Consider the following 26,645-nt stretch of genomic DNA (forward strand, 5'->3'; position numbering starts at 1 on the left):
ATTTGACTTAGAGCCTTTTTTGCTTGAATCTTTTTGAAACTTCTTTTAAATAAAGGCACGTGTTTTGATACCCATAAAACGTCTGTATAAGAAGCGACCACCATAAGCAACTACAGCTAATACTAAGTAAACAATTCCGTTCAGAGCTGGATTGATACTTGATGGCACTAATTCCATCAGTCCTAAGAAGACGAACATGATGATCAACCCGGCACCAAGATAACCGATGGTCAATAATAGTCCCGGACGTTCAGCCTTAGGCTTTCTCATTTGTAAGTTGAACCAAGTTAGGAGGACACCCCACATAGCAGCCAACAAAATCAAAGTAATGATACCTGTTTGGTTTTGTGGATTAGCTTTTTTACTAGTTAAACCAACAACTCCGTAAAGAACACTGAACAAGGCAAAGAATAGTAATGATGTATCAATACTCAAAGCCCAAAATGGTGTCTTTTTCTTAGGTTTCACTGGATGTGCGATATCACCAGCTTTTTTAGAAACTGGTCCATACAGTTGATTGGCTGGGATTCCCTTGATTTGATTCGAAACAATTTCAGGTAATAAATTGTTGATCGACTCCTCTGCCTCTGCTTCGGTGAAGTCATCATCAACTAACCATTTGTTAAGTTTAAAAACATATTCTTCGTTTTTATTACTTAATTGTTTCCGCAATTCTTTCGGATCAGCACTATTGATCTTTTCAGCGATTTCTTGATGTTTTTCTGCTTTTTCAGAATGTTTCTTCTGCTTTTCGGCAGCTTTTTTATTTCTTTCTCTTAAGTCGTCAGCCATTGATTTCTCCCTAATTAAACATTAAATCTAAATTCAATAATATCACCGTCTTGAACTTCGTAATCTTTACCTTCCAGTCCAAGTTTTCCAGCTTCTTTGACTGCTTGTTCACTGCCCAATTTATCTAGGTCGTCAAAAGCCATCACTTCAGCACGAATAAATCCACGTTCAAAGTCAGAATGGATGATACCAGCAACTTGTGGTGCTTTCATCCCTTCATGGAAAGTCCAGGCACGAGTTTCCTTGCCACCAGCAGTAAAGAAGGTTCTCAAGCCTAATAATTTATAACTAGCCTTGATCAACTTATCAAGTCCAGATTCTGTAACACCTTCAGCTTCAAGGAAATCTTGTCTTTCATCATCATCAAGTTCAGCAATTTCTTCTTCAGTCTTAGCTGAAACGCCAATAACTTGAGCATTTTCCTTCTTAGCGTAGTCTTCAATGACCTTGTAATATTTAGATGCTTCAGGATCTGACATATCATCTTCAGCAATGTTAGCAACATACAAAACAGGTTTTGAAGTTAACAAGAATAAGCCTTTAACGATTTTTTGTTCATCTTCGTTAAATTCGATTGAGCGAACAGCGCCGCCTTCTTCAAGAACTGGCTTGATCTTTTTCAAAACAGCCAACTCAGCAATAGCATCCTTATCCTTGGCACTTGTAGCTTGCTTCTCAACTTTTGAGAAACGTTTGTTGATTGCATCAAGGTCAGCAATGCCTAATTCCAAATTGATAGTTTCAATATCATCAAGGGGATCGACAGTACCAGTAACGCTAGTAATGTTGTCGTCATCAAAGGCACGGACAACGTGCACGATAGCGTCAACTTGACGAATATTTTCCAAGAATTTGTTTCCTAAACCTTCACCCTTACTAGCACCCTTAACGATACCGGCAATATCGGTAAATTCAAAAGTTGTATGAATGATTTTCTTAGCAGGGATCAGCTCGTCGATCCGTGACAATCTTTTATCTGGTACTTCAACCATACCCACGTTTGGATCGATCGTGGCAAATGGGTAATTAGCCATTTCCGCACCAGCCTTAGTTATAGCATTAAATAATGTTGATTTACCGACGTTTGGCAAACCTACGATTCCGGCAGTTAAAGCCATTATAAATCCTCCTGTTGATCAAGTTTATTTGGTCTCATTATTTGATTTTGTGGTAAATAAAGTTTTTCTTCCGCTGTATCAACATCCGCAGCAGGCGTTAAAACTTTCTTGAATTTCTTATTAAATTCGGCTCTGGGAATCATCACAATATGTCCACAGCCCATGCATTTGATCTTAATATCAGCACCTAGGCGAATGATCTCCCAACGATTGACCCCACAAGCGTGAGGCTTTTTCATAGTTATGATATCTCCTAAATTGAACATATTTTCCCTCTAATCTAATTTAATTCCTAAAATATCTAAGATCCGATTCAAATCATCAGTATTAGTAAAGTCGATCTCCAATTTACCATGACCATTGCGAGCAGTCTTGACCGCCACAGATGTGTCGAATTTCTCGACTAATCGGTCTTCAGTAGCCTTAACAAAAGGTGATTTAGGCTTTGGAGCCTTCTTCTTCTTTTTAGTATTATGCTTTGAATCAGTCGCTAATTGTTCCAACTGACGAACAGTCAAATCTTCATTGACCGCTTTTTGAGCCAACTTTTCGATCTGGTCTTGGTCCTTCAAACTCAATAAAGTCCGAGCTTGTCCCATCGACAAAGCACCACTCTGAACCAATTGCTTAGTCGATTCCGGAAGATTCAATAATCGTAAATAATTAGCAATATATGGACGACTCTTGCCCAATCTTTGAGAAACTTGTTCTTGGGTAAGATTTAATTTAGAGATCAAAGTCTGATATGCGTCAGCCTCTTCAAGTGGTGTGAGATCTTCACGCTGTAAGTTTTCCAAAACGGCAATTTCCATCATGCCAGATTCGCTTAATGGGCGAACAATAGCAGGGATAGTCTCTTTTTTGGCAATCTTACTAGCCCGAAATCTTCGTTCACCGGCAATGATCTCAAAACCATTGACACTTTCACGAACAATGATCGGTTGAAAGACACCGTTTTGATCGATTGATCTAGCCAATTCATTTAATGCATGTTCATCAAAAGTTTTCCTTGGTTGATAAGGATTAGGTCTAATTTCATCTAAATTGATATCAACTACAGTTTCACTGTTTTCATCGATAGCTTCGAATTCGGAAAAGATCGCATCGATTCCTTTTCCTAAGCCTTTTTTATTTTTGCTTGATGCCATTACGCTTTAGTACCTCCTTGGCTAATGCGATGTAAGCCTCTGCACCACGAGAACGATCGTCAAAATCGATGATAGGAAGTCCATAACTAGGAGCTTCGGCCAAAGTAGTATTTCTAGGTACGATCGAATCATAAACTCGATCGCCAAAATACGATTTAACTTCATCAACGACTTGCTTACCTAAATTAGTTCTTGAGTCGAGCATCGTTAAAAGAACCCCTTCAATTTCCAAATCAGAATTGAAGTGCTTTTGCACCAATCTGATAGTATTCAATAATTGACTCAATCCTTCCAAAGCATAATATTCACTTTGAACGGGGATCAAAATTGAATCACTGGCAGTAAAGGCGTTGGTCGATAATTGACCCAAAGAAGGTGGACAGTCGATCAAGATAAAGTCATAAAGATCATCAACTGTGTCGACCCCACCTTTCAGACGTGTTTCACGAGCCATCATTGAAGTAAGTTCCATTTCGGCACCTGCTAATTGAATCGTCGCTGGAACGATATCTAAACTATCATGTTTGGAATGAATGATCGTATCTTTTAATGGGTATTCATTAACTAAGACGTCGTAAACATCCTTAGATACATTGGCTTTCTTGATACCTAATCCACTAGTAGCATTACCTTGTGGATCAACATCAACGATCAAGACTTTTTGGCCCATATTAGTTAAACATGCACCCAAATTGATCGTCGTAGTGGTTTTACCTACACCACCTTTTTGATTTGCTACGGATATTTTTCGTGCCATCTTATTCCCCTTATTCCTCAAGATCGTCATCGTGAATGCGAATGTCGATCTCATAAAATCCTTTTTTCTTATCTTCTACAAAGCTAACAGAAGTACCATTCTTTTTCATCTTAGCGATATTTCTTTTAACTTCGTCAATCGAAGAATTAACATTAAATCCTTCTGGTTTTTGGGCTTTAGTAGCTTGGTGCTCAGTTTTTTTATTTTTAGTATCTTTTTCAGCTGACTTCTTCATATATGAGTCAACCAATGCTTTAGTCTGTTTAACATTCAAACTGTCGTTTTGAATCTTATCCAAGATCTTATCTTGTAAATCTTGATCACTGACACGTAATAATTCCCGCCCGTGACGAGTACTTATCTCTTCATTGGCTAAAGCGGTTTGAGTCTTATCACTCAAAGTCAGTAGTCGTAGTTTATTAGCCACATACGATTGACTCTTACTTAGCCGGTTGGCTAATTCTAGTTGAGTGATCTTCTCACTATCTAAAACTTTCCGATATGCTCGAGCTTCCTCGACTGGATTCAAGTTTTCCCGTTGAACGTTTTCGATCAGAGCCATTGAAGCCGTTTCTTCATCATTTAATTCTTTAACGATGACGGGGACTTTTTTCCAATTTAATTTTTTGAGTGCGCGAAACCGTCTCTCACCTGCGATGATCTCGTACTTACCATCTTCATATGAACGAACGACCATTGGTTGCAATAGCCCATGCTCACTGATTGTTTGTGACAATTCGGTAATACTTTTTTCATCGAAATCGGTCCGAGGTTGGTAGCGATTAGGGACAATTTTATCTAAACTAACTCTAATAACACGACCTCTGGTAGCATCCCCACTACTTTGAGTGTTTGTTTCTGATGATTTAAATGCCAAAATCTTTACCCCCTACTTTTTTACTAATGGTTTTCGAGACGGTGTACCTGGTTTCCTTGGATACTTTTTAGGTGTTTCCTTAGTTTTGCTTACAAAAATCAAATTACGCAAACCAGCTTCATTTGGCAACTCAAATGATTCTTGTTGACTGACTTTTCCACCCAATAACCCAATTGCATATTTGGCTTCCTGTAATTCAGCGTCAGCCTTATCAGCTTTCATAGCAATAAATTGGCCACCCTTTTGGGCAAAAGGCAGGCACAATTCTGTCAAAACAGTCATTGACGCCACAGCTCGAGCTGTCACCAAATCAAATTTCTCACGATATTGTTTATTTTGACCCAATTCTTCCGCACGTCCATGCACTAAGTCAACGTTATCTAAGTCTAATTTCTCGACTAATCCCTTTAAAAAGTTGATCCGTTTATTCAATGAATCGATGATAGTTACTTGTAGATCAGGATTGATGATTTTTAATGGGATCGAGGGGAAACCTGCTCCAGACCCGACATCACAAATTGAGAGACTGCCGTGGATCAATTGGTCGTCAAAAAAGTCCAGGATCAACGAATCATAAAAATGCTTCAAATATACCTGGTCCTTTTCAGTGATCGACGTCAAATTCATCACTTTATTAGTCTCAACTAACTCGCTGAAATACGTTTCAAATTGTCCTTTTTGGGTATCGTTCAATTCGATACCTTTTTCAGCCAACGCTTTGTAAAATTCTTCCGGTGTCATTCAGTTCCTCCAGCCGTGAAACATCTTGTTTCACACCTATTTATCGTATATTAAATACCAGTTTAATTCAATGACTTGTTATCTTTCTTTACTATTATATCAGGAAAAAAACTGTCATCATCTTTTATAAAAACTCAACCTAATAATGTTAGTATTTTTTGACACTTTCTTCAAACCCAAATCGTTTCAAAAACACTTCAACACATTGGTTGAAAATAATTTTAGAGATAACTTCAAAATAGCTTGTTAAAATTTCCACAAGAATAATTTCCAGAACAGTAAGAGCATTTCCCTTCAAATCAGCTTTAAAAAGTCATTTTATCGTTTCCATAATTTTTTAAATATTGAATATCCTAATTCTAATTGCCTTTAAAATTTATTTTGGGACATTCATGAACTAGTATCTCCATATACCAAAAACCCGAAATTGATTATATAGGAGAATCATTTCGAACGAAGGTTTTACTTATGAAAGTTATTCCAGCAAATAATTCCAGACACACTCACTTAGCAAGAAATGTAAAATACAAGGACCTAGCAATCGCCATCGCCCTTAGTAGTGCATCTCTGCTACTAGTTCCAACTATGGCCAAAGCTGATTCAACGACTGCCTCCGGATCTTCAACGACATCTGAAACTGTCGATCCAGTCACAACAAAAACTGAAACAGCAAGTACCACTGATACGACTAAACCATTAGTCACAACATCTGCAGCCAGTTCAGACAGTACAACTACGCCTGCTACAACGGTCAGTCCCAGCTCTACTACTAGTTCAAGTTCAGCTACCGATGCAAGTGCTCCCGAAACTCCAAGTACAACTCCAACTCCCGCTGGATCAGCATCATCAACAAGCGATAGTTCAACTACCACTACTTCGCCAGCCATCTCAACTGGCACTGCAAGTTCCCCAGCTCCTGCTACGGGCGCTACTTCAAGCTCACCAGTAGCTTCAAGTCCTGCGGGTTCAGCAGAATCTCCATCGACCAGTTCCCCTGGTTCAGCCACTGCTCCAACAAGTCCAGCTACTCCAGCAGCCCCTGCTACAAGCACCAGTTCTAGTACTCCAGCAGCAACCTCTCCTTCGACAACATCGACAGGTTCAACTACGACTCCAGCTACAAATGATTCATGTACCATCAGTGCTTGTCCAGTTGATGTCGACGGAAATCCTTTAGGTGATGCGGTTGTATTAGGTACTTTTGACAACGATTCGACAGCTACTATTGATTGGAGTCCAGACTTGATTGCCAAAGTCTTAGCCAATATTCCTAATTCGAGCCAATATACTCTCTGGGATCCAAGTTCAGTCTCAGGTACGGAAACGATCAAAATTGGTAGTGATGATGTAACCATCCCGGTTACCTTCGCTTTAAAGACCGCCACAACCACCTACACCTTTGTTGATGAAACTACCGGTAAGACTATTTATACCCAAACTGATACTTGGGATCTGGCTAACAATCCTAGTGGGTCGTTTGAACCTGACGGTCTCAGACCTGCTATGGCGGTAATGGACTCGGCTGGATTGACCACTGATGATCAATCAACATCACCACAAACTGATACTAGCGACCTACCGTATTTTGGACCTGACGGTGATATTTTCGATGACGGATATTACTTATTAGATTCCGCCAAAAGTGGCAATACAACGCCATTAGCATATGTCGCTTGGCCTGCCAGCGGCAGCATCAATAAAACTTTTTACTACACCGAGGCTTCAATGCCGTCCGTTACTATCGATGCTGTTGACGACTCTGGCAACACTTTGAAGACTTTCTCGTCAACTACTTTTGGAGCTAGCTTGCCTGCTTCAGAAGTCAATGCTGCCTCATATTTGCCTTCGACTAGTGGGATCGACATTCCTGGCTACACTTTGGCTGGGGTCACGATGACTGGTTCGAACAGTCGTTCCGGACAAGCTGACAAAACGTTGACTTACACAGGTTCTGATGCTAATTACGCCGACTTTTTAGCTACCACAGAAGGTTCTGGGACTTATGACGTCAGAACATTCTTCAGTGATTACGCTACTGTAGCGATTCATTTTGAATATAAACCAGACTTAGTCAACTTGATGGTTCAACCAGTCGATTCAACTGGCGCTGACATCGGTGAACCGATCCCTGACGGTTCTGGATTTGTTGGTGAAACCGAAGAAATACCAGCTCCCACTGTTCGTGGGTTTGCTCCAGTTTTAGCTTCTGAAGACGAAAAAATCACTCCTGACGGAATGATCATTTTAAAATATGTTCCCGTTGCCGCAAGTTCGACTACTGGTTCCAGTACCAGTTCAACCAGTGGTTCATCTGGTTCAAGTAGCTCTGGATCCGGCTCATCTTCATCAGGGCCTAGCAGTTCAGAAAGCACAGCTTCTAGTACTGCTTCTGCACCAAGTACAGTAAAAGCTGCTCCTACTAAAGCTAAGACAGTTGCACTGGCAGCTTCCAAATCAGCTGCTCCAATTTCGACTACCTCAGTTAGCCCTGCAGGTCATTCTGCATTGATATCAACTCGTGAAGCTTATCAGACTGGAAAAGCAAGTCCGACCTACACAACTGGCAGTTATTCACCATCGAAGATTGCAACTGAAACAAGATTATCATCAGGCGGAATTCTCCCTGCAAGTGAAAAATCAGCTTCAGCTTTCCCACAAACAGGCAATCAAGTTTCTCGGGCACTTACAGCTCTTGGTTTAACTTTAATGGCCACTTTGGGTCTGTGTTATAAAAAAATCAAAAAAATGATTTAAATAAATCCCGATCATTTGAATTGATCGGGATTTTTCATGGAAAATTTAATTGTTAGCTAGCGACTTTAAGTCGTTCAACGAGCCATTTTTTGAAAGTATTTGATATTGTTGATAAACTTGGACCCAATTACCGCTGCTTAGCGATGCACGCAACGGAGTATATTTACTATTCGTAAATATTTCATGAGCAACTTTTTGAGCTTCCGGTGCAGATAATGATGAAGTTTGTTGAATCAATTGAGCTGCCTTGTCTTCATTGTTAGCAGCGGAAATAACCGTGGACATCTTAGTATTTTTCATCTGATCAGCTGCCTGTTGAATCTTTTTATCCTGTGTTGGATCACCAGTCTTACGAGCATTGATCTTCTTAACTAACTCATTTTTGATGACTGAATCAGTTGGCGTATCATTGCCAGAAATACTACGCCAAGCATTATTGATCGGCGTGAAAAATAAAATACCACAAGTTATAACTACAATGATTATTAGAGCTATCCACCAGCGACGTACCTTATGTTTAGCCTTTGCACGATGCATTTTATCACCCAATCTTTCAATAGTTAAAGTAGACTTTAATTATATATTTCTTGATCAGCTATCACAATCAATCTTCATACTAAATATTTTATACAAAAAAACTGTTAAATTATTTTGAATTTAACAGTTTTAGTTTACTCAATTTGAATTATTTTATATAACGCCGTTACACTATTCCATAGCATCCCAAGCAGGTAAGACAATAGGTTCTTGTTGATAAGCCGCTAATTCGTCAGACGTTAAATACTTCTTATTGATGACGACCTCGTAAACATTATCTTCAAACCATTGATCATCCATCGTGAAATAGCCTTTATCGCCATTAGCCTCACCCCAGGAATTTTCAACTTTCCAACGATTAGGCTTTTGGTCACGTAAATTGACACCAGTAAAAACCATCGCATGCGATACAGAAGCATTTCCAGTATCAAGTGACTCACCCTTAGTCATCTTCGTATCGATGCCAAACAATTGATCATACTGATAAAGGTCACCAAATAGCAAACCTTCCTTACGTTCTGACTGATTGCCAACATCATTGCCAAACCAAACAGTATCGTTAGCTTTCAGCTGTTGAATCGATAATTCCTTCAAGCGTTCAATCGGCAAATTCAGAAATTTCTCAGCGACTCCGCCAACAATATTTCCTTGCGTATCAATCGTATAAGGCTGATTGAACTTCTTGCTATCCTGCGGGGAATTCATGATACTGACATAGTCATCCAAGTCGATCGCAAAATAATTTTTGAAAAATTCTAATGGTGTCAACTGATCTTCTTCAATCATCTTGCCATTATCATCACGAATAGAGATTTCAAAATCGACTGGTGGTTGGCCAAATGAATAGACGCAAATACGATATATATCAGTCAGCATAGCTTGAACACGTTCATCTGTAGGTTTGTTGTCCTTGATGAGTTGACGTAATTCCATCCCATCTTTTCTCAATAAATTGTTGAGCGTAGCATTGAACTCCCCTGTATTCTCGGAAGTCTTTGTTTCTGGCATCACATATTGTGGTACGAGTCCATATTTTTTGATCAAATTAGTACTGTATTGCCATTGACCGCCATCTCCAGATGGTTGTGAGAATAAGAAATTCACTTTCCGGTCATTCAATGGTAAATCAGCCGTTTGCACGATATTTTGGAAAAAGTAGTTGGCTTTTTCCAATCGATCATAAAATGATAAGTAGTTTTCTGATAACTCAAAATCTTTAACTTGATAACGGCTAGCAAACTCAGTTCTCAAATTATTCAAAGTAGAAAAGAGCCAGCAACGTCCGGAACGCTTCTGATCAGAAACTTTTCCAGTTGGTACTTCAATATTGAAGGCAGGATTCAACTTGCTTTTTGCTGCAACATTTTTGGCAGCTTGATAGATACCCACCTCTGCGACAACGTTTCGTAATGCATTATTTGAAACATCTTGTTTCATGTCGGCATGGAAATCTGCTAAAATGTTTTTAGTAATTTCTTTTGTCAAAATAATCACCTCATTGATTAAATGTTACAATACTTTAGCTATTTTTGGAGAATATTATGTCTGATAAAATTAAAATCGCATATTTATACGAAGATTTAATGAATACATATGGCGACAGTGGCGATGTCAAAATACTAGCATTTTTATTGAAAGAACAAGGTTATGATACTCAAGTTGACAATATTAGTTTGGGTGCCGATTTCAATGCTTTTGATTACGACTTTCTCTTTTTTGGCGGTGGCCAAGATTTTGAACAAACTGTCGTTGCTAAAGATTTAGTACGTCATCGTGATACGATCAAAGACTATATCGAAGCAAGTAAGCCTATGCTTTGTATCTGTGGTGGGTACCAATTCTTAGGCAAATATTACACGATGGTCGATGGCACGACTATTCAATGCTTGGATATTTTGCCTTTGCATACTATCTTCAAAGCAGATCATCGGATGATCGGCGATACTGAATATCAAACTGAATGGGGAACTGTCCGTGCTTTTGAAAATCACGGTGGTAGAACTTATTTTGATGATAAGAACAAATTAAAACCACTCGGTAAAATGATCGAAGGTTATGGCAATAATCCCGAAGACAAAGCTGAAGGTATGCGCTACAAAAACACGATCGGTTCATATTCACACGGACCTATCTTGAAAAATGAAAACATCGCTAAAGCTATCGCTAATAAGATCATTCATTCACATCAAGATTGTTTAGCTACAGCTAAATAAGCTATCTTAAATCAATTCAATCCAATAAAAGAGGCTTGACCCTGTTCAACGGGAGTCAAGCCTCTTTTATTTAATGAGATTTCTTATTCTATTCCAAGAATTTATTTGTTTTCAATATTGCTGTCGAAATTGCCGGTGCAATGATGACAGCCGCAATCAACTCGGGGACACCATTTATACCAACAATACCTAATAGAATGGCATTCAAAGCTGAAGTTTGAGCAGCATATGCCTGAGACAGTGTACTGGCGTACATCAACCTCATCAAGACTAATACTAAAACTGTATTAGTGATTGAACCAATGGCAGCCGAAATACCCATCCCGATCAACTTCTTCTGAGTGTGTTTTTTAAACCAAAGATAGATCCATCCGGCAAACAGTCCGACTAAGACTCGTGGAATAACGGCAACAACTGGGTTAGTAAAAACTGTCGTATCAATGATCGATGTGGGACTAGTCAAAGCACGTAAAATCGTACCAATGCCCCAGACTAATCCAACGATTGCTCCATCTGTTGGTCCAAGGACAATTGCCGCCACGATAACTGTGACATGAATAATCGTGACATTAACGAAACCTGTTGGAATGTAACCTAAAAATGGCACCATTGACTGAACGAAGATAATGGCCATTAATATCCCTAAAATGGCTGTTTTATATGCTTTTCTCTTTTGCATAATTTTCCCTCACTATTACTTAGCTAGCAAAAAGTTACTAACAGTTTACAGTATTTCGAAATAGTTAGCAAAAGATTAATTTGACAGACTTGCTTGGAGTTCTTTCAACGAGCCATCATTCGATAATTTTTGATATTGTTGATAAGCACCCAGCCAATTATTGTTACTAAGATCTTCCCTTAACTCCGAGTATTTATCATCAGTAAATAATTCTTGGGCAGCCCGTTGTGATTGGCTTTGATTCATACCAGTTTGGGATTGAATCAATTGTGCAGCCTCTGTTTTATCGTTTGCAGCAGCTTTTACTTTTGATGGTGAAATGCTACTGATCTTGGACAGATAGCCACTTGAATCGCTTGAATCATCCGATTTGTTAGAGTTACTAGTTTCTTGATTACCAGTTTTGGTTTCCGTTTTTGGAGCCGCCACTTTAACATTTGAGTCATCCTTTTGATCTTGCCTATGTGGCTCAGCTGCCTTTGATTCCATTTTGAAAGACTGTCTCAAAGTCCTCTTAGCCACTTTTCTAGTCATAACGTCGTTATGGCTTGTCATTGAGCTTTGACTACTGCCAATTGGTGAGGTAAAAGCCGACCCCAGCAAGAAGACTGTCAGCAGCCCTAATGCTGATGTGTAAACTTTATGTTCTTTCTTTTTTACATGTTTCCCATTTCTCATAATAATCATTCCCTATTTACAAAATTATACAAAAAGAGAGCAATTCAAAATGAATCACCCTCTTTTGGACATTTGAGTTAAATCATTTAAAACTAATATTATTCGCCTTCAGCAGCATCAACTGCCTTGATGACCGCATTTCTAAAACCATTTTCTTCTAAGGCAGTGACTCCCCGAATAGTCGAACCACCTGGAGAAGTTACTTCATCTTTTAATTCTGGAACACTGAGATCTGATTGTTTTGCAAGCTTGCTGGCACCGATAGCCATCCCGATAGCTGCATCATAAGCTAATTTGCGGTTCAATCCATGTTTGACCCCTGCGTCACTCAAAGCTTCAATAAATAAGTCTAAAAAGGCCGGACTGCAGCCAGCAACGGTTCCTAAGATACCTAACTGCTCACTGGGAACTTCAACGATTTGACCTGTATAGCCAAGGATCGAAGCGACCTTTTTCTTGTCAGCTGGTTCAAAATTTTCTGAATAAGTGATACCCGTAAAACCAGCTCCGACTTTAACTGGTGTATTAGGAATGGCTGTTGCCACTTTAGCGTCTGAACCTAATTTTTTCTTCAAGCGTGGAATCGTAGCTCCGCCTGTGAAAGTGACGATCAATTTCCCCTCAGAAACGGCACTTAATTCACTCAAAACGCTATCCAAAGCAGTTTCCCCGACCGCGATGAATATTACCTCTGGATCAGTCAATTGCTTGATCTTAGGGACCATTTTAAATCCTAATTGAGATTGGAGATCCTTAGTTGTGTTTGACTTTCCACCTTTAACGACGATTTGATCATTATCAAATCCGTTCCGCACTAAACCGGTGATTACAGCTCCACCGATATTTCCTGCACCGATAAATCCTATCATGTTTTCCACTCCCTTTAAAATAATTATCATAAAACGTTATGTCATAATTTATTATATTCTTTAAGTCGTTATGTGACAGTGCAAATAACGAAAAAATACTTGGCTTTTTTGGCACCTTCTGTATCCTGTCTTCATAAAGGGGGGTATTCAATGATAAACAACAAAACGCGTTCACAATTGAAACAGGAAGTTAAAACTGTTCTTCGTGGTAACTGGGGTAAGGCTATCCTACTGTATTTATTTATTTTAATTCTGCTATTTTTGACAGGTTCATACAACTCAGCAAGCAACTTGATGCCTAATTTAGCCAACCAAAACATTTTCTCTAGTGAGATCATTTCACTTATTATTAGTTTCATTACCATACTAATTGGTCTTTCAGCTAATTTTCGTGCTTTAGATTGGCTCCGAGAACCTACATTACAGTTCAAACCAATCAGCAGTAGTTTTCAACTATTCAAGAATCCAGACTGGTACCGGATCATTGGGATCGATATTATTTCGACGATCTTAGTCTTTTTATGGTCATTACTATTGATCATCCCAGGGATAATCAAATCACTTTCCTACTCACAAATGTATTTCATCTATAAGGATTTGTCTGACCAAGGTAAAGCGAAGGACTATTCTTTGATCGACTATATTACGCAAAGTCGGAAGTTGATGAATGGTCATAAAATGGATTATTTCATTTTGAATCTTAGTTTTATTGGCTGGTTCATCTTAGCAGTGATCACTTTCGGGATTGGTTTCATTTGGTTGATCCCCTATTATCGTATGACGATGGCCAATTTTTACCGAAATTTAGTTGATAGTCAGTCGCAAGTTATTTAATATTACCATTTCATAACGCCACAAACAGTCGACCTCAAAAGGTCGGCTTTTTTCTAGATACAAAAAAGTAGTCGAAAACCATGTCTGATTTTCGACTACTTCTTTTATTTTGTTGCGATGTTCTTTAGCTATGAAACATTAAGCCAAAGCTGTTGCTAAAGGATCACTCTTGGTCCAGAAACCAACTTGGCGAATCTTTAGACGCCAACTTGGATCAATATTTACATGAATTCTTTCAGCGACTTTCTTCTTCTTGATAAGCTCAAGAACTGCTGCTGCGGCAGCGGCAATATCGAATCCGATAATACCTACTGTCATCATTAGAACTCCGATAACAATTGGAGCAGTAATGGCGATATCAAGAGCAATAGCTTGAATCAAGATGATTACACCGACGATAGCATCAGCAATCCATCCAAATAGTGGAATGAATGAGAATGGTAATGCGATCAAGGCTGCAATTTCAACGATAGGAATCGAGATTTGTAGAACTAGACCCATCCAGAATGGCCATGATAAGGCTATCAATAGACCAGGAACGAAGAATAGCATCATTAATCCACCGATTGCTACAGCTAACTCGAGACTAGGGATAGCAAGATCAGTAAAGATCAATGCCATAAATCCAAATCCAATGAACCACTTCAAGAAGTTAAGTACTAAGAATTGAGGTATTAATACTAATAGAATCAAGAATGTAGCTAGACCTGCGAGGATACCTGCGAAGTTAAAGGCAAGGTAACCAAGTAAGACAACTGCAAGACCGGCAATTAAGCCAAGTCCAATGACACCTGCGAATCCACCGGCTACGACAGTCAAGACTGCGAAGGCGGCAATAACTAATCCAAGTAATGCTGTAATAGGAACTAGCATTGCGATTAATCCACCTGTAATTATTGAAATAATTCCGGCAATTACTTGTGCAACTACAAGACCGATTGTCATAACGATTGGAATTGCGATGCCTGCTAGAACGATACCAGCAGCAAGTAATAGCATAGGAATAAATGATAGAACAATAAATCCAGGAATAAATGTAAGTGCTAAATTAATGATTGTTAATGGGATTGTAATTAAGTTGATAATTGGAATTAAGTTAGCAATTAACAAGATAGGTGCAGTTACTAATGAAACTACCAACATGATTGGGAATACGACTAATGATGGAAGAATCAAGGCACCAAGGACCGTATAGATAAATCCGATTGGTAAGGCAGTAATTGCAAATACAATACCCCATGTTGCGATTGCAAGTGGAACCCAAATTGGTGATGTCAAAATTGTTACGACTGGCATTGCCAAAAGCAATACTGGACATGCGATCATGGCAAGAATGATGGCGCCAAACAAATCATCCTTGTTATCGACCGTCTTCTTAGTAACTAAGGCATCAGGTACATATTTACCATCTTTGTAATCTTGGTAAATTTGAGAACCTTGCATGATTTCTGTAGAGATGGCTTTATCAAAGTCACCATTCTTCAAACTGTCACCAAATGCTCTAAAGACTTGTGGTAAGTTTGCTAAATATTTATCTGAGCTACCAGTGATAGGGTTCGTATCTAATGTGATTAAATATGAATTTCCATCAGTTGTATCTTGGAGATATTTGGCAATCATACCAGTCTTATCGGATGAAGATGTCTTCTTTGAGATGTCGTGTAAAATTCCTGGCATTGAACCAAGGATTTCTGCTTTTTCATCTGTTGAGGCATCACCCATCTTGTTGTTGATGTCACTTTGAATTTGTGAGAACAGCTTTGAACCAGTTGCATTAGTAGTATCTTCAGTTTCAGTTGTGGCTGAATCATCAGCCTTATTAGCTGATTCATCTTTATTTATTACTAATGAATCTGCTTCTTCAGCGTTCTTCTTAGCAAGAGCTTCTGATGCTAGATTATCCAACGTAGTCTTAGCATTGTAATATCTCTTGTCAATCTTTTGTGCTCCGGTTGTATCGGTGTTGGAATCAACTTTCGTGATCGTAATGTGATCTTTCATAGCTGACCATGCATCCGATGCATCAAGCTTATTATCAGTAGTTGTATACTTTCCTGCTAAATAATCTTGATAAAGTTGTGAATCTAGTAAAGTATCAATATCCATGGCCTTATCGAATGCATCATCAGCAATATTTTCACCAAAGGCTTTTAATAAACCTGGCATTTGTTGTTGAAGTACATCGGTACTGTTAGCATCTGCTACACCATTAATTGTGGTATAAGCAGTTCTACCAGTTGAAAGGCGTGTTGCGTAATTGAAGACTTGATCTTGACTAGCTGCATTAGCAGCGTTGGACCAAATCCAAGGCATAACCTTGACTATTTCAGCTTGCTCCTCAGCGGTTGCTGTTGGAGCTTTATTATCGATATCTTTTCTTACCATTTCAAAGGTACTATTCTTTTGGTAAGAAGTTGTGTCACCAGTGTTATCTGCATTATTAGGATCGGTATCGTTATTCTTCAATACTTCATTAAGAGTAGCTGCCGGATCTGATGCCTTCCCATCTGGTGTTTGAATTACATTTGAAGCGTTTGTCCCAGCTTGTGTCTGAACACCTGTATCGTTACCAGAATTTGTCGATTTAACAGGTTGTTCAGTTGCCGTTGTTTGTTGACTATCATCAGTTGTAGCTGTTTGAGTTGCATTGTTACCAGTTGTATCTGCTTGTGTAGCTTCATTATCTTCATCAGTTGTAGCTGAGTTATTAGCAGAATTTTCCGTATTGGCAGTATTAGCTGTGTTTACAGAATTTTCTGTGTTTGCAGTATTAGCTGTGTTTGCAGAATTTTCCGTGTTAGCAGTATTAGCTGTGTTTGCAGTATTAGCTGTGTTTGCAGAATTTTCTGTGTTTGCAGTATTAGCTGAATTTGATGTTGATGCTCCAGTTGTAGATTCATCTGGAAGTGCACTATTTACAGTTCCACTTGATGAATTATTATTTGTTGTTGCTTTGTTACTTGTTGCGGTTGATGAATCGTTGCCTGTATCAGTTTGGTTGGCGGCTGTTTCTGTATTATTAGAAATTTCACCAGTTACGCTGATTGTAGTCCGACCCATAATGGCTTTTTCAGCTTCCTTGTAAGTTGGTTGATAAGTATTATTTTCACCAGCTTGGGCAGTTGAGCCATTCTGTGTTGTATAACTATTTGTTGCTTGTTGGTAAGTAGTATAGCTAGTTGTATTGTATGACGTTGAAGCTGAGCTAGTTGTTGTTGCTGAACTAGTTGCAGCTGATTGTGTCATAGCGTTTTGACCATAACTAGATGTACCTTGGTTGTCATAGGCATTGCCATAAGTATTACCGTAAGAATTACCATAAGAATCGTCATAACTGTTTCCATAGGTATTTCCGTATGTATTACCATTGGTTGTTTGTTGGCTAGTTGTTGTGGTTGTACCATTTGAGCTAGCTAACGATTGTTGACTCTGCCACTTCGAAGTGATCTGGTTATTGTTAACAGTAACCGGAGATCCTTGGAAGTTTGCTTTAACAGATGTTGTTGTATAAACATTCTTAGTGGCTAACCCTACAGCTGTTTGATAATTACCACTATCAACATCCTTGTTAAAAGTAAATGTAACTGTTCCCTTGTCGGGATTCTTCTTTACCGTATATGGTAAAGCGCCATCTGCATTAACAATGGAACTGTTATCCAAGTCAACGTTTTCCTTGTTGAAGTTAACAACAAGTTGATCGCCTTTTTGAATGACATTGTTACCTGAAGCGACAATGTTTGCTACAAATACATAACCGTTCTTCTGCTTTTCAAGTCCAAGATTGAAAATGCTATCGGCATTTCTCAGTGGTGTCTTGATTTTTGCATTAGACTGAGTAACATTTTCAGTTTTCACATTGGCTGATGTTGCAGCAGCGGAAACTACCCCGGCAGCTCCGTTGGCAACGATTGGTCCAGCTAATGCTAATGCTGAAAAAGTAACGACGGCTTTTTTTAGCAATGACATACCGTTTCTCCCCCCTCATAATTATTTTTTGTGAATGGATATAATAAATATTATATCTGCGATAAATATAATGCATTCTGTTTAAAGATTTCAACTTATTTCACAATTTAATTTCAAAAATATTAAAGAAACATTACATTATCTTGATAATTTGATAAATCAAAAAGCCTATTAATTCAACATTTTGTTAGCCAACGGTTAAAGACGCTTTTAATAATTTGTCTCATTTTGTCATATTTGACGCAAAGATTGTGAAATAATTTCAGAATTTCTCCCTGCGTAGTTTGCTAACAATCGAACGGCACCTTTTGTCGGACAACCGCTTTCAAATTTTCCTAGCATCAATCAGTTGATTAATGACTTTCACATTGATTTTCATCTTTAACAAATTATTTATCGAAAATAAAATTTTAATTCACTGATAATCTTGATATAAAAGGATTTTCAAACCTTTAAAATAAAATTCATTATATTAAAATTTATTTATTATTTTTAGACAAAGTGATGTAAATAAGTACCACATTACCCCTCAGACTGGTAGTATTTAATTAATCGAATTTTAAGGGGGTCTTTGTTTTGAACGAATTTACACAAGTATTAACTATTGCCGGTTCCGATTCCGACGGAAGTGCCGGTGCACAAGCAGATTTAAAAACTTTTATGGCACGTGGAGTTTATGGGATGTCAGTTTTGACAGCCGCAGTAGCTGGTAATTCATATGGTATTCATGACGCTACTGTTATGACACCTAAATTTATCGACAGCCAGATCAAGGATATTAAGGATGATTTTAAAGTTTCCGCCTTCAAGACGGGAATGCTCTCAGATTCTGCAACCATCAATACTGTTGCTGACGCTATTAAAGACCATCCCTTTGGTTTCTTTGTTTTAGATCCAGTTATCATTACTAAACACGGTGCAATGTTACTCGAAGAAGATGCTTACCAAACTTTGATCGACAAACTATTCCCGCTAGCTGATATCATCACTCCTAATTTCTACGAAGCTAAGAAGTTATCTGGATCAGATTTACATGATCGCGAAGAAATTGTTCGAGCAGCTCATAAACTGCAAGAATTAGGACCAAAGAACATTATGATCAAGGGCGAACACAGCGATGATTCGATTTCTGAAGTTGAAGATTTTGTTTTGTTAGAGGACGGACAATCGTTTTGGATCTCAGAGCCTTATGTTAAAACCGATCATATCAATGGTACTGGTGACACATTATCATCAGCTATTGTTGCTGAAGTTGCCAAGGGCAATGATCTAGAATCTGCTATTAGAACTGCTAAGACATTCACTTATAACGCTATTAAAAATGTGATTGATGTGGGACATAAATATGGACCGATTAATCATTTCATCAAAGATGATATACAATAGAAGAAAAACGAATGGAGGCCTTCTTCATATGGTAAGAATTACTAAAATTTCTGCAGGGACCTTACTATTCATTCTGGCAATCATCTTAATGATCAAAACTGGTTTTCAAGGCTTTGTGACCGCATTGATTGGTAATGGTCCGGTTGCTGGTGCAGCAGGAACTTTACTAGCGATTGCTTATATCGTTACGGGAGCTATTTATCTTTTTACTAATCGGACTTACAGTTTAGTCCCTGATATCATCAGTTTACTGATTCTCATTATTGGTGCCGTCTTCGGCATTATCAATTCGGGGTTCCCAGATACTAGTTATCTCAAATTCTGGGCTTGGCTAGGCATCATTATTGGAGCAATCGTCTTGATCACTAGTATCGTTGATTTGATCATCAACCCAATTCCTGAAGAACCTGAGGATAATGAGCCAACAAGACAACGGTAAAATCCAAATAACTATTATCAACAGAGCTCGAACAATAACTACAATAATAATCAGAATAACCAATACACCGGTAATAACTACCAACCTGATCAATACAACAATCAGAGACCAGTAACCGGTCAACGATCTCAAACCAGTCGGAGACAAAATCAACCAGCTAATAATTATGTACCTGACAATAATCGCTACGGAAATTCAGGTAGCCAAAATGATAATGGCTATTATCCAAATAATCCGCAATTTAACAATAGTCAGCAAGCTAACAATCAGTATGATCAGCCAAATTCTTCTATTAATAGTAGTTATTCAAATTACCAAACTGGCCAGAATCGTCCAGAAAATGGTCGAGCCAGCGAAAATTTAAATAATTCTTCAAAAAAAATTTCAAATAAACATCTTCGCTACGATCCGTCAAAAAGCCGTCGTAGCAAGCATTAATGCAAGCCCTTTCAGGCTTGCTTTTTTTTATCGTTCTTTATATCGTGATAAATCATTTATCGCTATTGATTATTTAATTAATTAATCATATGATAAACGTAGTTATAGATGTATATCTATAAATTTTGATGAGGAGGTTATATATATGTTCGGTATAGGATTAACCATCGTCGGATTGGCTCGTTTCCAATTTGCTATGACTACCGTGTTCCATTTCTTCTTTGTTCCGTTTTCAATCGGAATGGGTTTTGTTGTAGCTATCATGGAAACAATTTACGCAGTCAAGAAAGACAAGGTTTACCGCGACATGGCTAAGTTCTGGGGAAAGATCTTCTTACTTAGTTTCGCCGTGGGTATTGTTACAGGTCTTATTCAAGAGTTCCAATTCGGTATGAATTGGTCAGAGTATTCTAGATTCATGGGTGATGTCTTCGGTGCACCATTAGCTATCGAAGCATTACTAGCATTCTTTATCGAATCTGTCTTCATTGGTATTTGGATGTTTACTTGGGATAGATTCAGTCCAGGTTGGCATGCATTTATGATTTGGATGACATCAATCGGTACTATGTTATCAGCCATTTGGATTTTAGCTGCTAACAGTTTCATGCAACATCCAACAGGTTTCACGATCGCCGTTATGGGTGGACGTACACGTATCAAGTTAACAAGCTTTGGTGACGTGGTTGCTAACCCACAACTATGGAGAGTCTTCCCTCACTTGATCATCGCTGCTATTATGACAGCTGGTGTTGTCATTGCAGGTATGAGTGCTTACGGATTACTTCGTAAGAAGAACGGTGAGAATCACTTCTTCAAGACTTCATTAAGATATGGCCTTTGGGTCGGTTTAATTGGCTCCATCTTGACTATCTTTGCTGGTGATTTCCAAACACAACAAATGATCAAAGATCAACCAATGAAATTCGCTGCAACTGAAGGTATTTATCAAAATACTAAAGACCCTGCTCCATGGACTGTCATTGAGACAATCGATGCTAAGGGTCACAAGGCATCACATCAAGTTGAGATCCCTAAGGTATTGAGTTTGTTAACATACCACAAGGGTTCAGGTGCCGTTAAAGGTATGAATCAAATCAACAAGGAACTCAATAACGAGTATGGTAACAAGAAGTTCGGTACTCAAATGGGTTCTGAACTAGACTTTTATCCACCTGCAAAGACATTGTTCTGGAGTTTCAGAATAATGACCGCAGTAGCATTCTTAGTTCTATTATTTGATTTCCTTGGTTTATTGTTCTCCAGAAAGAGCAAGGATACTATCGAAAACAAGAAATGGTTACTTTATTGCTTGGGTATCGGTATTTGGATTCCATTCATTGGTAATTCAGCCGGCTGGTTCGTAACAGAATTTGGTCGTTATCCTTGGATCGTTTATGGATTATTTACAATTTCTCAAGCCGTATCTCCATCATCGACCATCGGAAGCTTGCTATTTAGTAACATCCTTTACTTCTTACTATTTGCCTTCCTTGGTGGTGTCATGGTTTGGTACAGCAGACAAACATTACATCAAGGCCCTTATTTCGAAGAAAAGGATTCTAAGCAAAACGTAGATCCTTTTGCAAAGGAGGCATTTGGTAAATAATGACACTCTCAATATTATGGTTTTGTATAATTGGTCTTTTATTCGCCATCTTCGTCTTCCTAGAAGGATTTGATTTCGGTGTTGGTATGGCAACACGTTTGATCGCACACGATCAAGAAGAACGAATTGCTATCCAATCGTCAATTGGACCTCACTGGGATGGTAACGAAACTTGGTTAGTTACAGCTGGTGGTGCAATGTTCGCATCATTACCACTTTGGTACGCATCATTGTTCTCAGCTTATTATTACCTATTAATGTTAGTATTAACCGCTTTGATTATCCGTGGTGTTTCATTTGAATTTACGAAACACGCAACTACAAAAGCTGGCAAGAACTTCTGGCTCTGGTTATTCTTCTGTGGTAGTTTCTTTGCACCATTCCTATTGGTTATGATGCTTACAAGCATGATCCAAGGTATTCCTTTGAATGCCAACGGTGATGCTATTGGACTTGGCTTCTTCGATGTTGTTAACTGGCTCTCACTTGTTGGTGGTGTTGCTGGTGTACTTCTATCATTGGTCCATGGTTTGAACTTCATTCGTTTGAGAATGTCTGGTGATTTACCAGACCGTGCTCGTAACATGAACAAGATTCTTTATCCTATCTTGTTTGCCGGTGAAGTTGTTTTCGCTCTATTAGTAATTTTCCAAACAGACTTCTTTACTAAGAAGTTTGTCTCATCACTGATTATCACACTGCTAATTGTATTATTCTCAGTCTTGGGTTACTATGGAGTCCTAAAGGATAGAGCAGGCTGGAGCTTCGTAGGAAGTGGATTATCATTAAGTGCAGTCATCGTACTAATCTTCAATGGTATGTTCCCACGTGTCATGATCAGTACAACTGGTGGTAACGACATTCTGATTAAGAACGCCGCTAACTCACAATATACATTGACAGTTATGACAATTGTCGCATGTATCTTAGTACCTATCGTATTGATTTACTTTATTTGGTCATATACTCTATTCACCAAGAAAATAAATCCTAAGGATAATACGGTGAAATATTAATATGATTGATAAGCGATTATTTCGCTTACCAGGAACAAAACGTCTTCTACTTATGCTTGCAGGATTAACTTTCTTGCAAGCATTTGTTATTTTATTCCAAGGTAAGTATTTAGCAGATGCATTAGTAAATTCGTGGCAAATGAAACCACTACAAAGTATTATGCTTCCTGTGACACTATTTGCAGTGGCTTTTGTCGTGCGCCATTTATTGAATTTGTTGAACACAAAAATAGTTCAATATTATTCTGGCAAAATGTCAGAAGAAATTCGTTCCCAACTCCTTGATAAAGTCTACAATTCTGGACCTCAAATGATCTCAGAACGTGGAACAGGTAACCTAGTTACTGCCTCATTAGACGGAATCGACTTAGTCGAGAACTACTTCAAGTTGATTTTTACAAAGATGATGAACATGTCCATCATCCCTCCTGTTTTATTAGTATATATTTACTTCCAAAATATCGCCTCAGGTATAACTTTGACGATCATCGTACCCTTGATAATCCTCTTTATGATCATCTTAGGACTCGCAGCACAATCAAAAGCTGACGAACAATACGCACAATACACGATCTTGTCTAATCACTTCTTGGACGCCTTGCGTGGCTTACCTACACTAAAAATGTTGGGTTTAAGTAAGCGCTATGTTAAGAATATTTATACAGTCAGTGACGAATATCGGCGCCGGACGATGAATACTTTGCGTATCGCCATTTTATCGACGTTTGCGCTCGACTGGTTAACAACACTCGGAATCGCTATTCTAGCTGTATTCTTGGGCTTAGGATTGATTAATAATCAACTCCCACTGTTTCCAGCCTTAGTAACTTTGATACTAGCACCTGAATATTTCTTACCACTCCGTGACTTTTCAAGCGATTATCATGCCACACTTGATGGTAAAAATGCTCTAACTAATATTCTTTCTATCTTAGAACGTCGAGATACCGAGGATACTGACAAATTAGATAAATTAACTTGGGATAAGGACTCAAGCCTTGAAATAAACAATTTACAATTCAATTATTCGGATGAAGAAAAGGCTGATGCTGTCAGTCTGGATGTTGATCATCTGAAATTGTCTGGATATCATCATATCGGTGTCATTGGAAAATCTGGTTCCGGTAAATCGACCTTGATTCGTGTCATCGGTGGTTTCTTGACACCAGAACACAATTCAAATATCACGATCAATGGCCAAAAGGTCCCTCATTTTACACAAAGAAATTGGCAGAAAGAATTGACTTTCTTGCCGCAATCTCCTTACTTGTTCTCAGGAACATTAGCTAAGAATATTGCTTTCTATCGTCCTGAAGCTTCTCAAGAAGAAATCGAAAATGCGGCCGATAAAGCTGGTCTAAAAGACTTTATCAACACTTTAAAAGATGGTTATGAAACAATGATCGGTGAAGGTGGCCGTGGTATCTCCGGTGGCCAACAACAACGCATCATGATTGCTCGTGCCTTTCTTGCCAACGACCGTCACATTTTAATTTTTGATGAGCCAACTGCTCACTTGGATATTGAAACTGAGTATGCTTTGAAGAAACCAATGGAAGAACTATTCAAAAACCACCTAGTGATTTTTGCTACCCATCGTCTTCACTGGATCAAAGAAATGGACTATGTTGTCGTAATGGACGATGGTGAAATAGTCGAACAAGGTACACCAAAAGAATTAGGTTCTCATGAAGGCGCCTATTCCGACTTAATCGAAAATATGCGAGGTGATACACTGTGAACTTTTTCAAGACATTCAAACATGATACTTGGGTCAAACCTTATATAAAACAGTACAAGGGTCTATTGATCTCTGTTCTGATACTAGGATTCTTTACCGTCTTGTGTGCGACTGGATTAATGTTCACAGCTGGTTACACGATCGATAAAGCCGCTACTCATCCGTACAATATTTTATTGATTTACGTACCAATTATTTTGACTCGTGGTTTTGGTATTGGACGTCCAGTTATCAAATATATTGAAAGACTTAGAAGTCATAACTGGGTCTTAAAGATCACTTCTGACTTAAGAACTCGTCTCTACAAGACACTTGAAAGTGATGCCTCATTTTTCAACGAGCATCATAAAGCTGGTGACATCATGGGACTCTTATCTGAAGATATCAATCACTTGCAAGATTTATATTTAAGAACCGTTTTCCCTACTGTCATTGCTTATATAGTTGCCTTAGTCGCATCGATTGCAATGGGATTTTTCAATCCTTCTTTTGGATTTTTTGTCTTATTACTCTGCGTTGTCGAAATCGTAATCGTACCTTTAGTTTCCGTTGCTATTGAAAGTGCCAGACGGGAACGTCAAAAAGCTTTGAAGAGCGACTTGTATACTAAATTGACCGATAACATTTTAGGCGTCGACGACTGGGTGATTTCAGGTCGTGAGGATGACTTCAAAAAACTATCCGCTTCAACTATTGCTGAGCTTGATGCTTCCAAAGATAAGTCAAAAGCCTTCAGAAGAAACCGAGACTTCGTTTTACAATTTATTTTTGCAGTTATCATGATAGTAATGTTGATCTTTACTAATATCCATATGACTCAAAATCAAGAAATGGCTAACTTCACTGCTGCGGTATTTTTAGCAGCTTTACAGCTATCTGATACCTTTGTCCCAGTCAGTCAAGGATTTGAGGAATGGCCTCAATACCGTGACTCGATCAATCGTCTTAATACTGTTCAACCCGTCGAACCTAATTTGCCTGAACAAGTCGAACTTGATCCCAAAGATTTCAACGGTCTCGATTTGGAAAATGTTAGTTTCGAATATTCCAGCGACTCACCTATTCTGATCAAGAATTTCACTCAAAAAATCACTAAGGGTGAAAAGCTTGCTTTGTTGGGTCCGAGTGGTATTGGTAAGACGACGATACTGCAACTTATTTTAGGTGACCTTATTCCTCAAAAAGGTACGATCACTGTTAATGATTTGAATGTTCAACAAATTCAAGATCACCGGGAACAAATTTTCTCAGTCTTGAATCAAAACCCCTTTTTGTTCAACACTAGTGTGATGAACAATGTTCGGCTCGGTAATGAGGACAAGAGCGATTCTGAGGTTAAAGAAGCTTTGGCCCGTGTTGGTTTAAAGGATTTGCTCGACTCATTGCCTGATAAGTACAACACTTCAGTCGGCGAGAATGGTTCTCGTTTCTCTGGCGGTGAACAGGAGCGGATCGCTTTGGCCCGTATTTTGCTGCAAGATGCTCCGGTCGTGCTTTTGGACGAGCCTACTGTTGGGCTTGATCCGATCACTGAAAATGCTTTGCTTGAGACTTTCTTTGATGTTTTGAAAGACAAGACTATTATCTGGGTCACTCATCACTTGCAAGGTGTCAATCATGTTGACCAAGTTGTCTTTGTTACCGATGAAGGAATCGAGATGCAAGGTGCTCCGGATGATCTTTATCGTACTAACTCGCACTTTAAGGAGTTGTATGAGATGGATGCTGGTTTGGAAGCTGACTAGGTTTTGCTTTGTTTGAGGCTCACTGCCGGCGAAGCGGCTCCGCAAATTTGGGCTGGAACGTGGTGGACGCCACTTGGAGCCTCCCTGCGGGAGTCTTCAAGCTGGGTCTTATTCTAAGCTCGCTTCGCTCACTAAGAATAATTTCACCACTTAGCCCAATTTGCTCTGTCGCTTCACCTGGGTTAGTTTTATCCTTCCTTAATTTTTATAAAGAAAAAATTGTATTACCACCAAAAAAGTCACCTTTGGTGGCTTTTTTTCGTTCTCTTTTTCTAGTAACTGCTTTTCTGTTTCAATACGTGACTATA

22 protein-coding genes are annotated in these 26,645 nt (G+C 38.7%); 9 read left to right on the forward strand and 13 right to left on the reverse strand.

What is annotated here, in order from left to right; translation table 11 throughout:
• Positions 1 to 45: 45 nt before the first annotated feature.
• From FC27_RS04890 to rsmG, 7 genes are read right to left on the reverse strand one after another with little or no spacing between them, the layout of a single operon-like run.
• On the reverse strand, positions 46 to 792 hold the full coding sequence (locus FC27_RS04890; protein WP_010625470.1) for a DUF1129 family protein: 747 nt from the start codon (positions 790 to 792) through the stop codon (positions 46 to 48).
• Positions 793 to 806: 14 nt separating this feature from the next.
• On the reverse strand, positions 807 to 1,910 hold the full coding sequence (gene ychF, locus FC27_RS04895) for a redox-regulated ATPase YchF (RefSeq protein WP_010625471.1): 1,104 nt from the start codon (positions 1,908 to 1,910) through the stop codon (positions 807 to 809).
• The gene (locus FC27_RS04900) at positions 1,910 to 2,176 is read right to left on the reverse strand and encodes a DUF951 domain-containing protein (protein WP_029508253.1); all 267 of its coding nucleotides are present in this window, start codon (positions 2,174 to 2,176) and stop codon (positions 1,910 to 1,912) included. Before FC27_RS04900 ends, ychF begins: the two co-directional genes overlap by 1 nt.
• Before the next feature lie 9 nt (positions 2,177 to 2,185).
• The gene (locus tag FC27_RS04905) at positions 2,186 to 3,058 is read right to left on the reverse strand and encodes a ParB/RepB/Spo0J family partition protein (RefSeq protein ID WP_010625473.1); all 873 of its coding nucleotides are present in this window, start codon (positions 3,056 to 3,058) and stop codon (positions 2,186 to 2,188) included.
• Positions 3,039 to 3,815, reverse strand: coding sequence for a ParA family protein (locus FC27_RS04910; RefSeq protein ID WP_010625474.1), 777 nt, complete (start codon positions 3,813 to 3,815; stop codon positions 3,039 to 3,041). The genes FC27_RS04905 and FC27_RS04910 overlap by 20 nt, the downstream gene beginning before the upstream one ends.
• A 10-nt stretch (positions 3,816 to 3,825) precedes the next feature.
• Complete coding sequence (locus tag FC27_RS04915) at positions 3,826 to 4,692, reverse strand: ParB/RepB/Spo0J family partition protein (protein WP_010625475.1); 867 nt, start codon at positions 4,690 to 4,692, stop codon at positions 3,826 to 3,828.
• Positions 4,693 to 4,704: 12 nt separating this feature from the next.
• The gene (rsmG, locus tag FC27_RS04920; protein ID WP_056938075.1) at positions 4,705 to 5,433 is read right to left on the reverse strand and encodes a 16S rRNA (guanine(527)-N(7))-methyltransferase RsmG; all 729 of its coding nucleotides are present in this window, start codon (positions 5,431 to 5,433) and stop codon (positions 4,705 to 4,707) included.
• A gap of 468 nt (positions 5,434 to 5,901) precedes the next feature.
• Here rsmG and FC27_RS04925 point away from each other — a divergent pair, with 468 nt between their 5' ends.
• Entirely contained in the window at positions 5,902 to 8,187 is a 2,286-nt protein-coding gene (locus tag FC27_RS04925; RefSeq protein WP_040521412.1) for an LPXTG cell wall anchor domain-containing protein, read from the forward strand.
• A 45-nt stretch (positions 8,188 to 8,232) separates the two neighbouring features.
• On the opposite strand, the gene FC27_RS04930 is transcribed toward FC27_RS04925, so the two are convergent.
• Entirely contained in the window at positions 8,233 to 8,724 is a 492-nt protein-coding gene (locus FC27_RS04930) for a hypothetical protein (protein ID WP_010625479.1), read from the reverse strand.
• A 171-nt stretch (positions 8,725 to 8,895) separates the two neighbouring features.
• Positions 8,896 to 10,209 carry a C1 family peptidase gene (locus FC27_RS04935; RefSeq protein WP_010625480.1) on the reverse strand — a complete coding sequence of 438 codons (1,314 nt, stop codon included), beginning with the start codon at positions 10,207 to 10,209 and terminating at the stop codon, positions 8,896 to 8,898.
• A gap of 56 nt (positions 10,210 to 10,265) precedes the next feature.
• Here FC27_RS04935 and FC27_RS04940 point away from each other — a divergent pair, with 56 nt between their 5' ends.
• The gene (locus FC27_RS04940) at positions 10,266 to 10,937 is read left to right on the forward strand and encodes a type 1 glutamine amidotransferase (RefSeq protein ID WP_010625481.1); all 672 of its coding nucleotides are present in this window, start codon (positions 10,266 to 10,268) and stop codon (positions 10,935 to 10,937) included.
• A gap of 88 nt (positions 10,938 to 11,025) precedes the next feature.
• Here FC27_RS04940 and FC27_RS04945 read toward each other — a convergent pair whose 3' ends face one another.
• From FC27_RS04945 to proC, 3 genes are all read right to left on the reverse strand, one after another.
• On the reverse strand, positions 11,026 to 11,619 hold the full coding sequence (locus FC27_RS04945; RefSeq protein WP_420805451.1) for an ECF transporter S component: 594 nt from the start codon (positions 11,617 to 11,619) through the stop codon (positions 11,026 to 11,028).
• Between the two features lie 72 nt (positions 11,620 to 11,691).
• On the reverse strand, positions 11,692 to 12,294 hold the full coding sequence (locus tag FC27_RS04950; RefSeq protein ID WP_010625483.1) for a hypothetical protein: 603 nt from the start codon (positions 12,292 to 12,294) through the stop codon (positions 11,692 to 11,694).
• A 98-nt stretch (positions 12,295 to 12,392) separates the two neighbouring features.
• The gene (gene proC, locus FC27_RS04955) at positions 12,393 to 13,163 is read right to left on the reverse strand and encodes a pyrroline-5-carboxylate reductase (protein ID WP_010625484.1); all 771 of its coding nucleotides are present in this window, start codon (positions 13,161 to 13,163) and stop codon (positions 12,393 to 12,395) included.
• 150 nt (positions 13,164 to 13,313) lie between these two features.
• Here proC and FC27_RS04960 point away from each other — a divergent pair, with 150 nt between their 5' ends.
• Positions 13,314 to 13,997 carry a DUF975 family protein gene (locus tag FC27_RS04960; protein ID WP_010625485.1) on the forward strand — a complete coding sequence of 228 codons (684 nt, stop codon included), beginning with the start codon at positions 13,314 to 13,316 and terminating at the stop codon, positions 13,995 to 13,997.
• A gap of 138 nt (positions 13,998 to 14,135) precedes the next feature.
• Here FC27_RS04960 and FC27_RS04965 read toward each other — a convergent pair whose 3' ends face one another.
• Complete coding sequence (locus FC27_RS04965; protein WP_010625486.1) at positions 14,136 to 17,963, reverse strand: amylopullulanase; 3,828 nt, start codon at positions 17,961 to 17,963, stop codon at positions 14,136 to 14,138.
• A 576-nt stretch (positions 17,964 to 18,539) separates the two neighbouring features.
• On the opposite strand from FC27_RS04965, the gene thiD reads away from it, so the two are divergent.
• From thiD to cydC, 6 genes are all read left to right on the forward strand, one after another.
• A complete protein-coding gene (gene thiD, locus FC27_RS04970; protein ID WP_010625487.1) occupies positions 18,540 to 19,349 on the forward strand; it encodes a bifunctional hydroxymethylpyrimidine kinase/phosphomethylpyrimidine kinase in 810 nt (269 codons plus the stop codon).
• Between the two features lie 28 nt (positions 19,350 to 19,377).
• Positions 19,378 to 19,788 carry a hypothetical protein gene (locus FC27_RS04975; protein WP_010625488.1) on the forward strand — a complete coding sequence of 137 codons (411 nt, stop codon included), beginning with the start codon at positions 19,378 to 19,380 and terminating at the stop codon, positions 19,786 to 19,788.
• A gap of 583 nt (positions 19,789 to 20,371) precedes the next feature.
• Complete coding sequence (locus FC27_RS04985; protein ID WP_010625489.1) at positions 20,372 to 21,835, forward strand: cytochrome ubiquinol oxidase subunit I; 1,464 nt, start codon at positions 20,372 to 20,374, stop codon at positions 21,833 to 21,835.
• Positions 21,832 to 22,851, forward strand: coding sequence for a cytochrome d ubiquinol oxidase subunit II (cydB, locus tag FC27_RS04990; protein ID WP_029508256.1), 1,020 nt, complete (start codon positions 21,832 to 21,834; stop codon positions 22,849 to 22,851). The genes FC27_RS04985 and cydB overlap by 4 nt, the downstream gene beginning before the upstream one ends.
• 1 nt (position 22,852) lies before the next feature.
• Complete coding sequence (cydD, locus tag FC27_RS04995) at positions 22,853 to 24,592, forward strand: thiol reductant ABC exporter subunit CydD (protein ID WP_010625491.1); 1,740 nt, start codon at positions 22,853 to 22,855, stop codon at positions 24,590 to 24,592.
• Positions 24,589 to 26,337, forward strand: a complete 1,749-nt coding sequence (gene cydC, locus FC27_RS05000; protein WP_010625492.1) for a thiol reductant ABC exporter subunit CydC — start codon at positions 24,589 to 24,591, stop codon at positions 26,335 to 26,337. The genes cydD and cydC overlap by 4 nt, the downstream gene beginning before the upstream one ends.
• Positions 26,338 to 26,645: the final 308 nt, after the last annotated feature.

The sequence above is a fragment of the Companilactobacillus versmoldensis DSM 14857 = KCTC 3814 genome (assembly GCF_001434295.1).
GTDB lineage: Bacteria > Bacillota > Bacilli > Lactobacillales > Lactobacillaceae > Companilactobacillus > Companilactobacillus versmoldensis.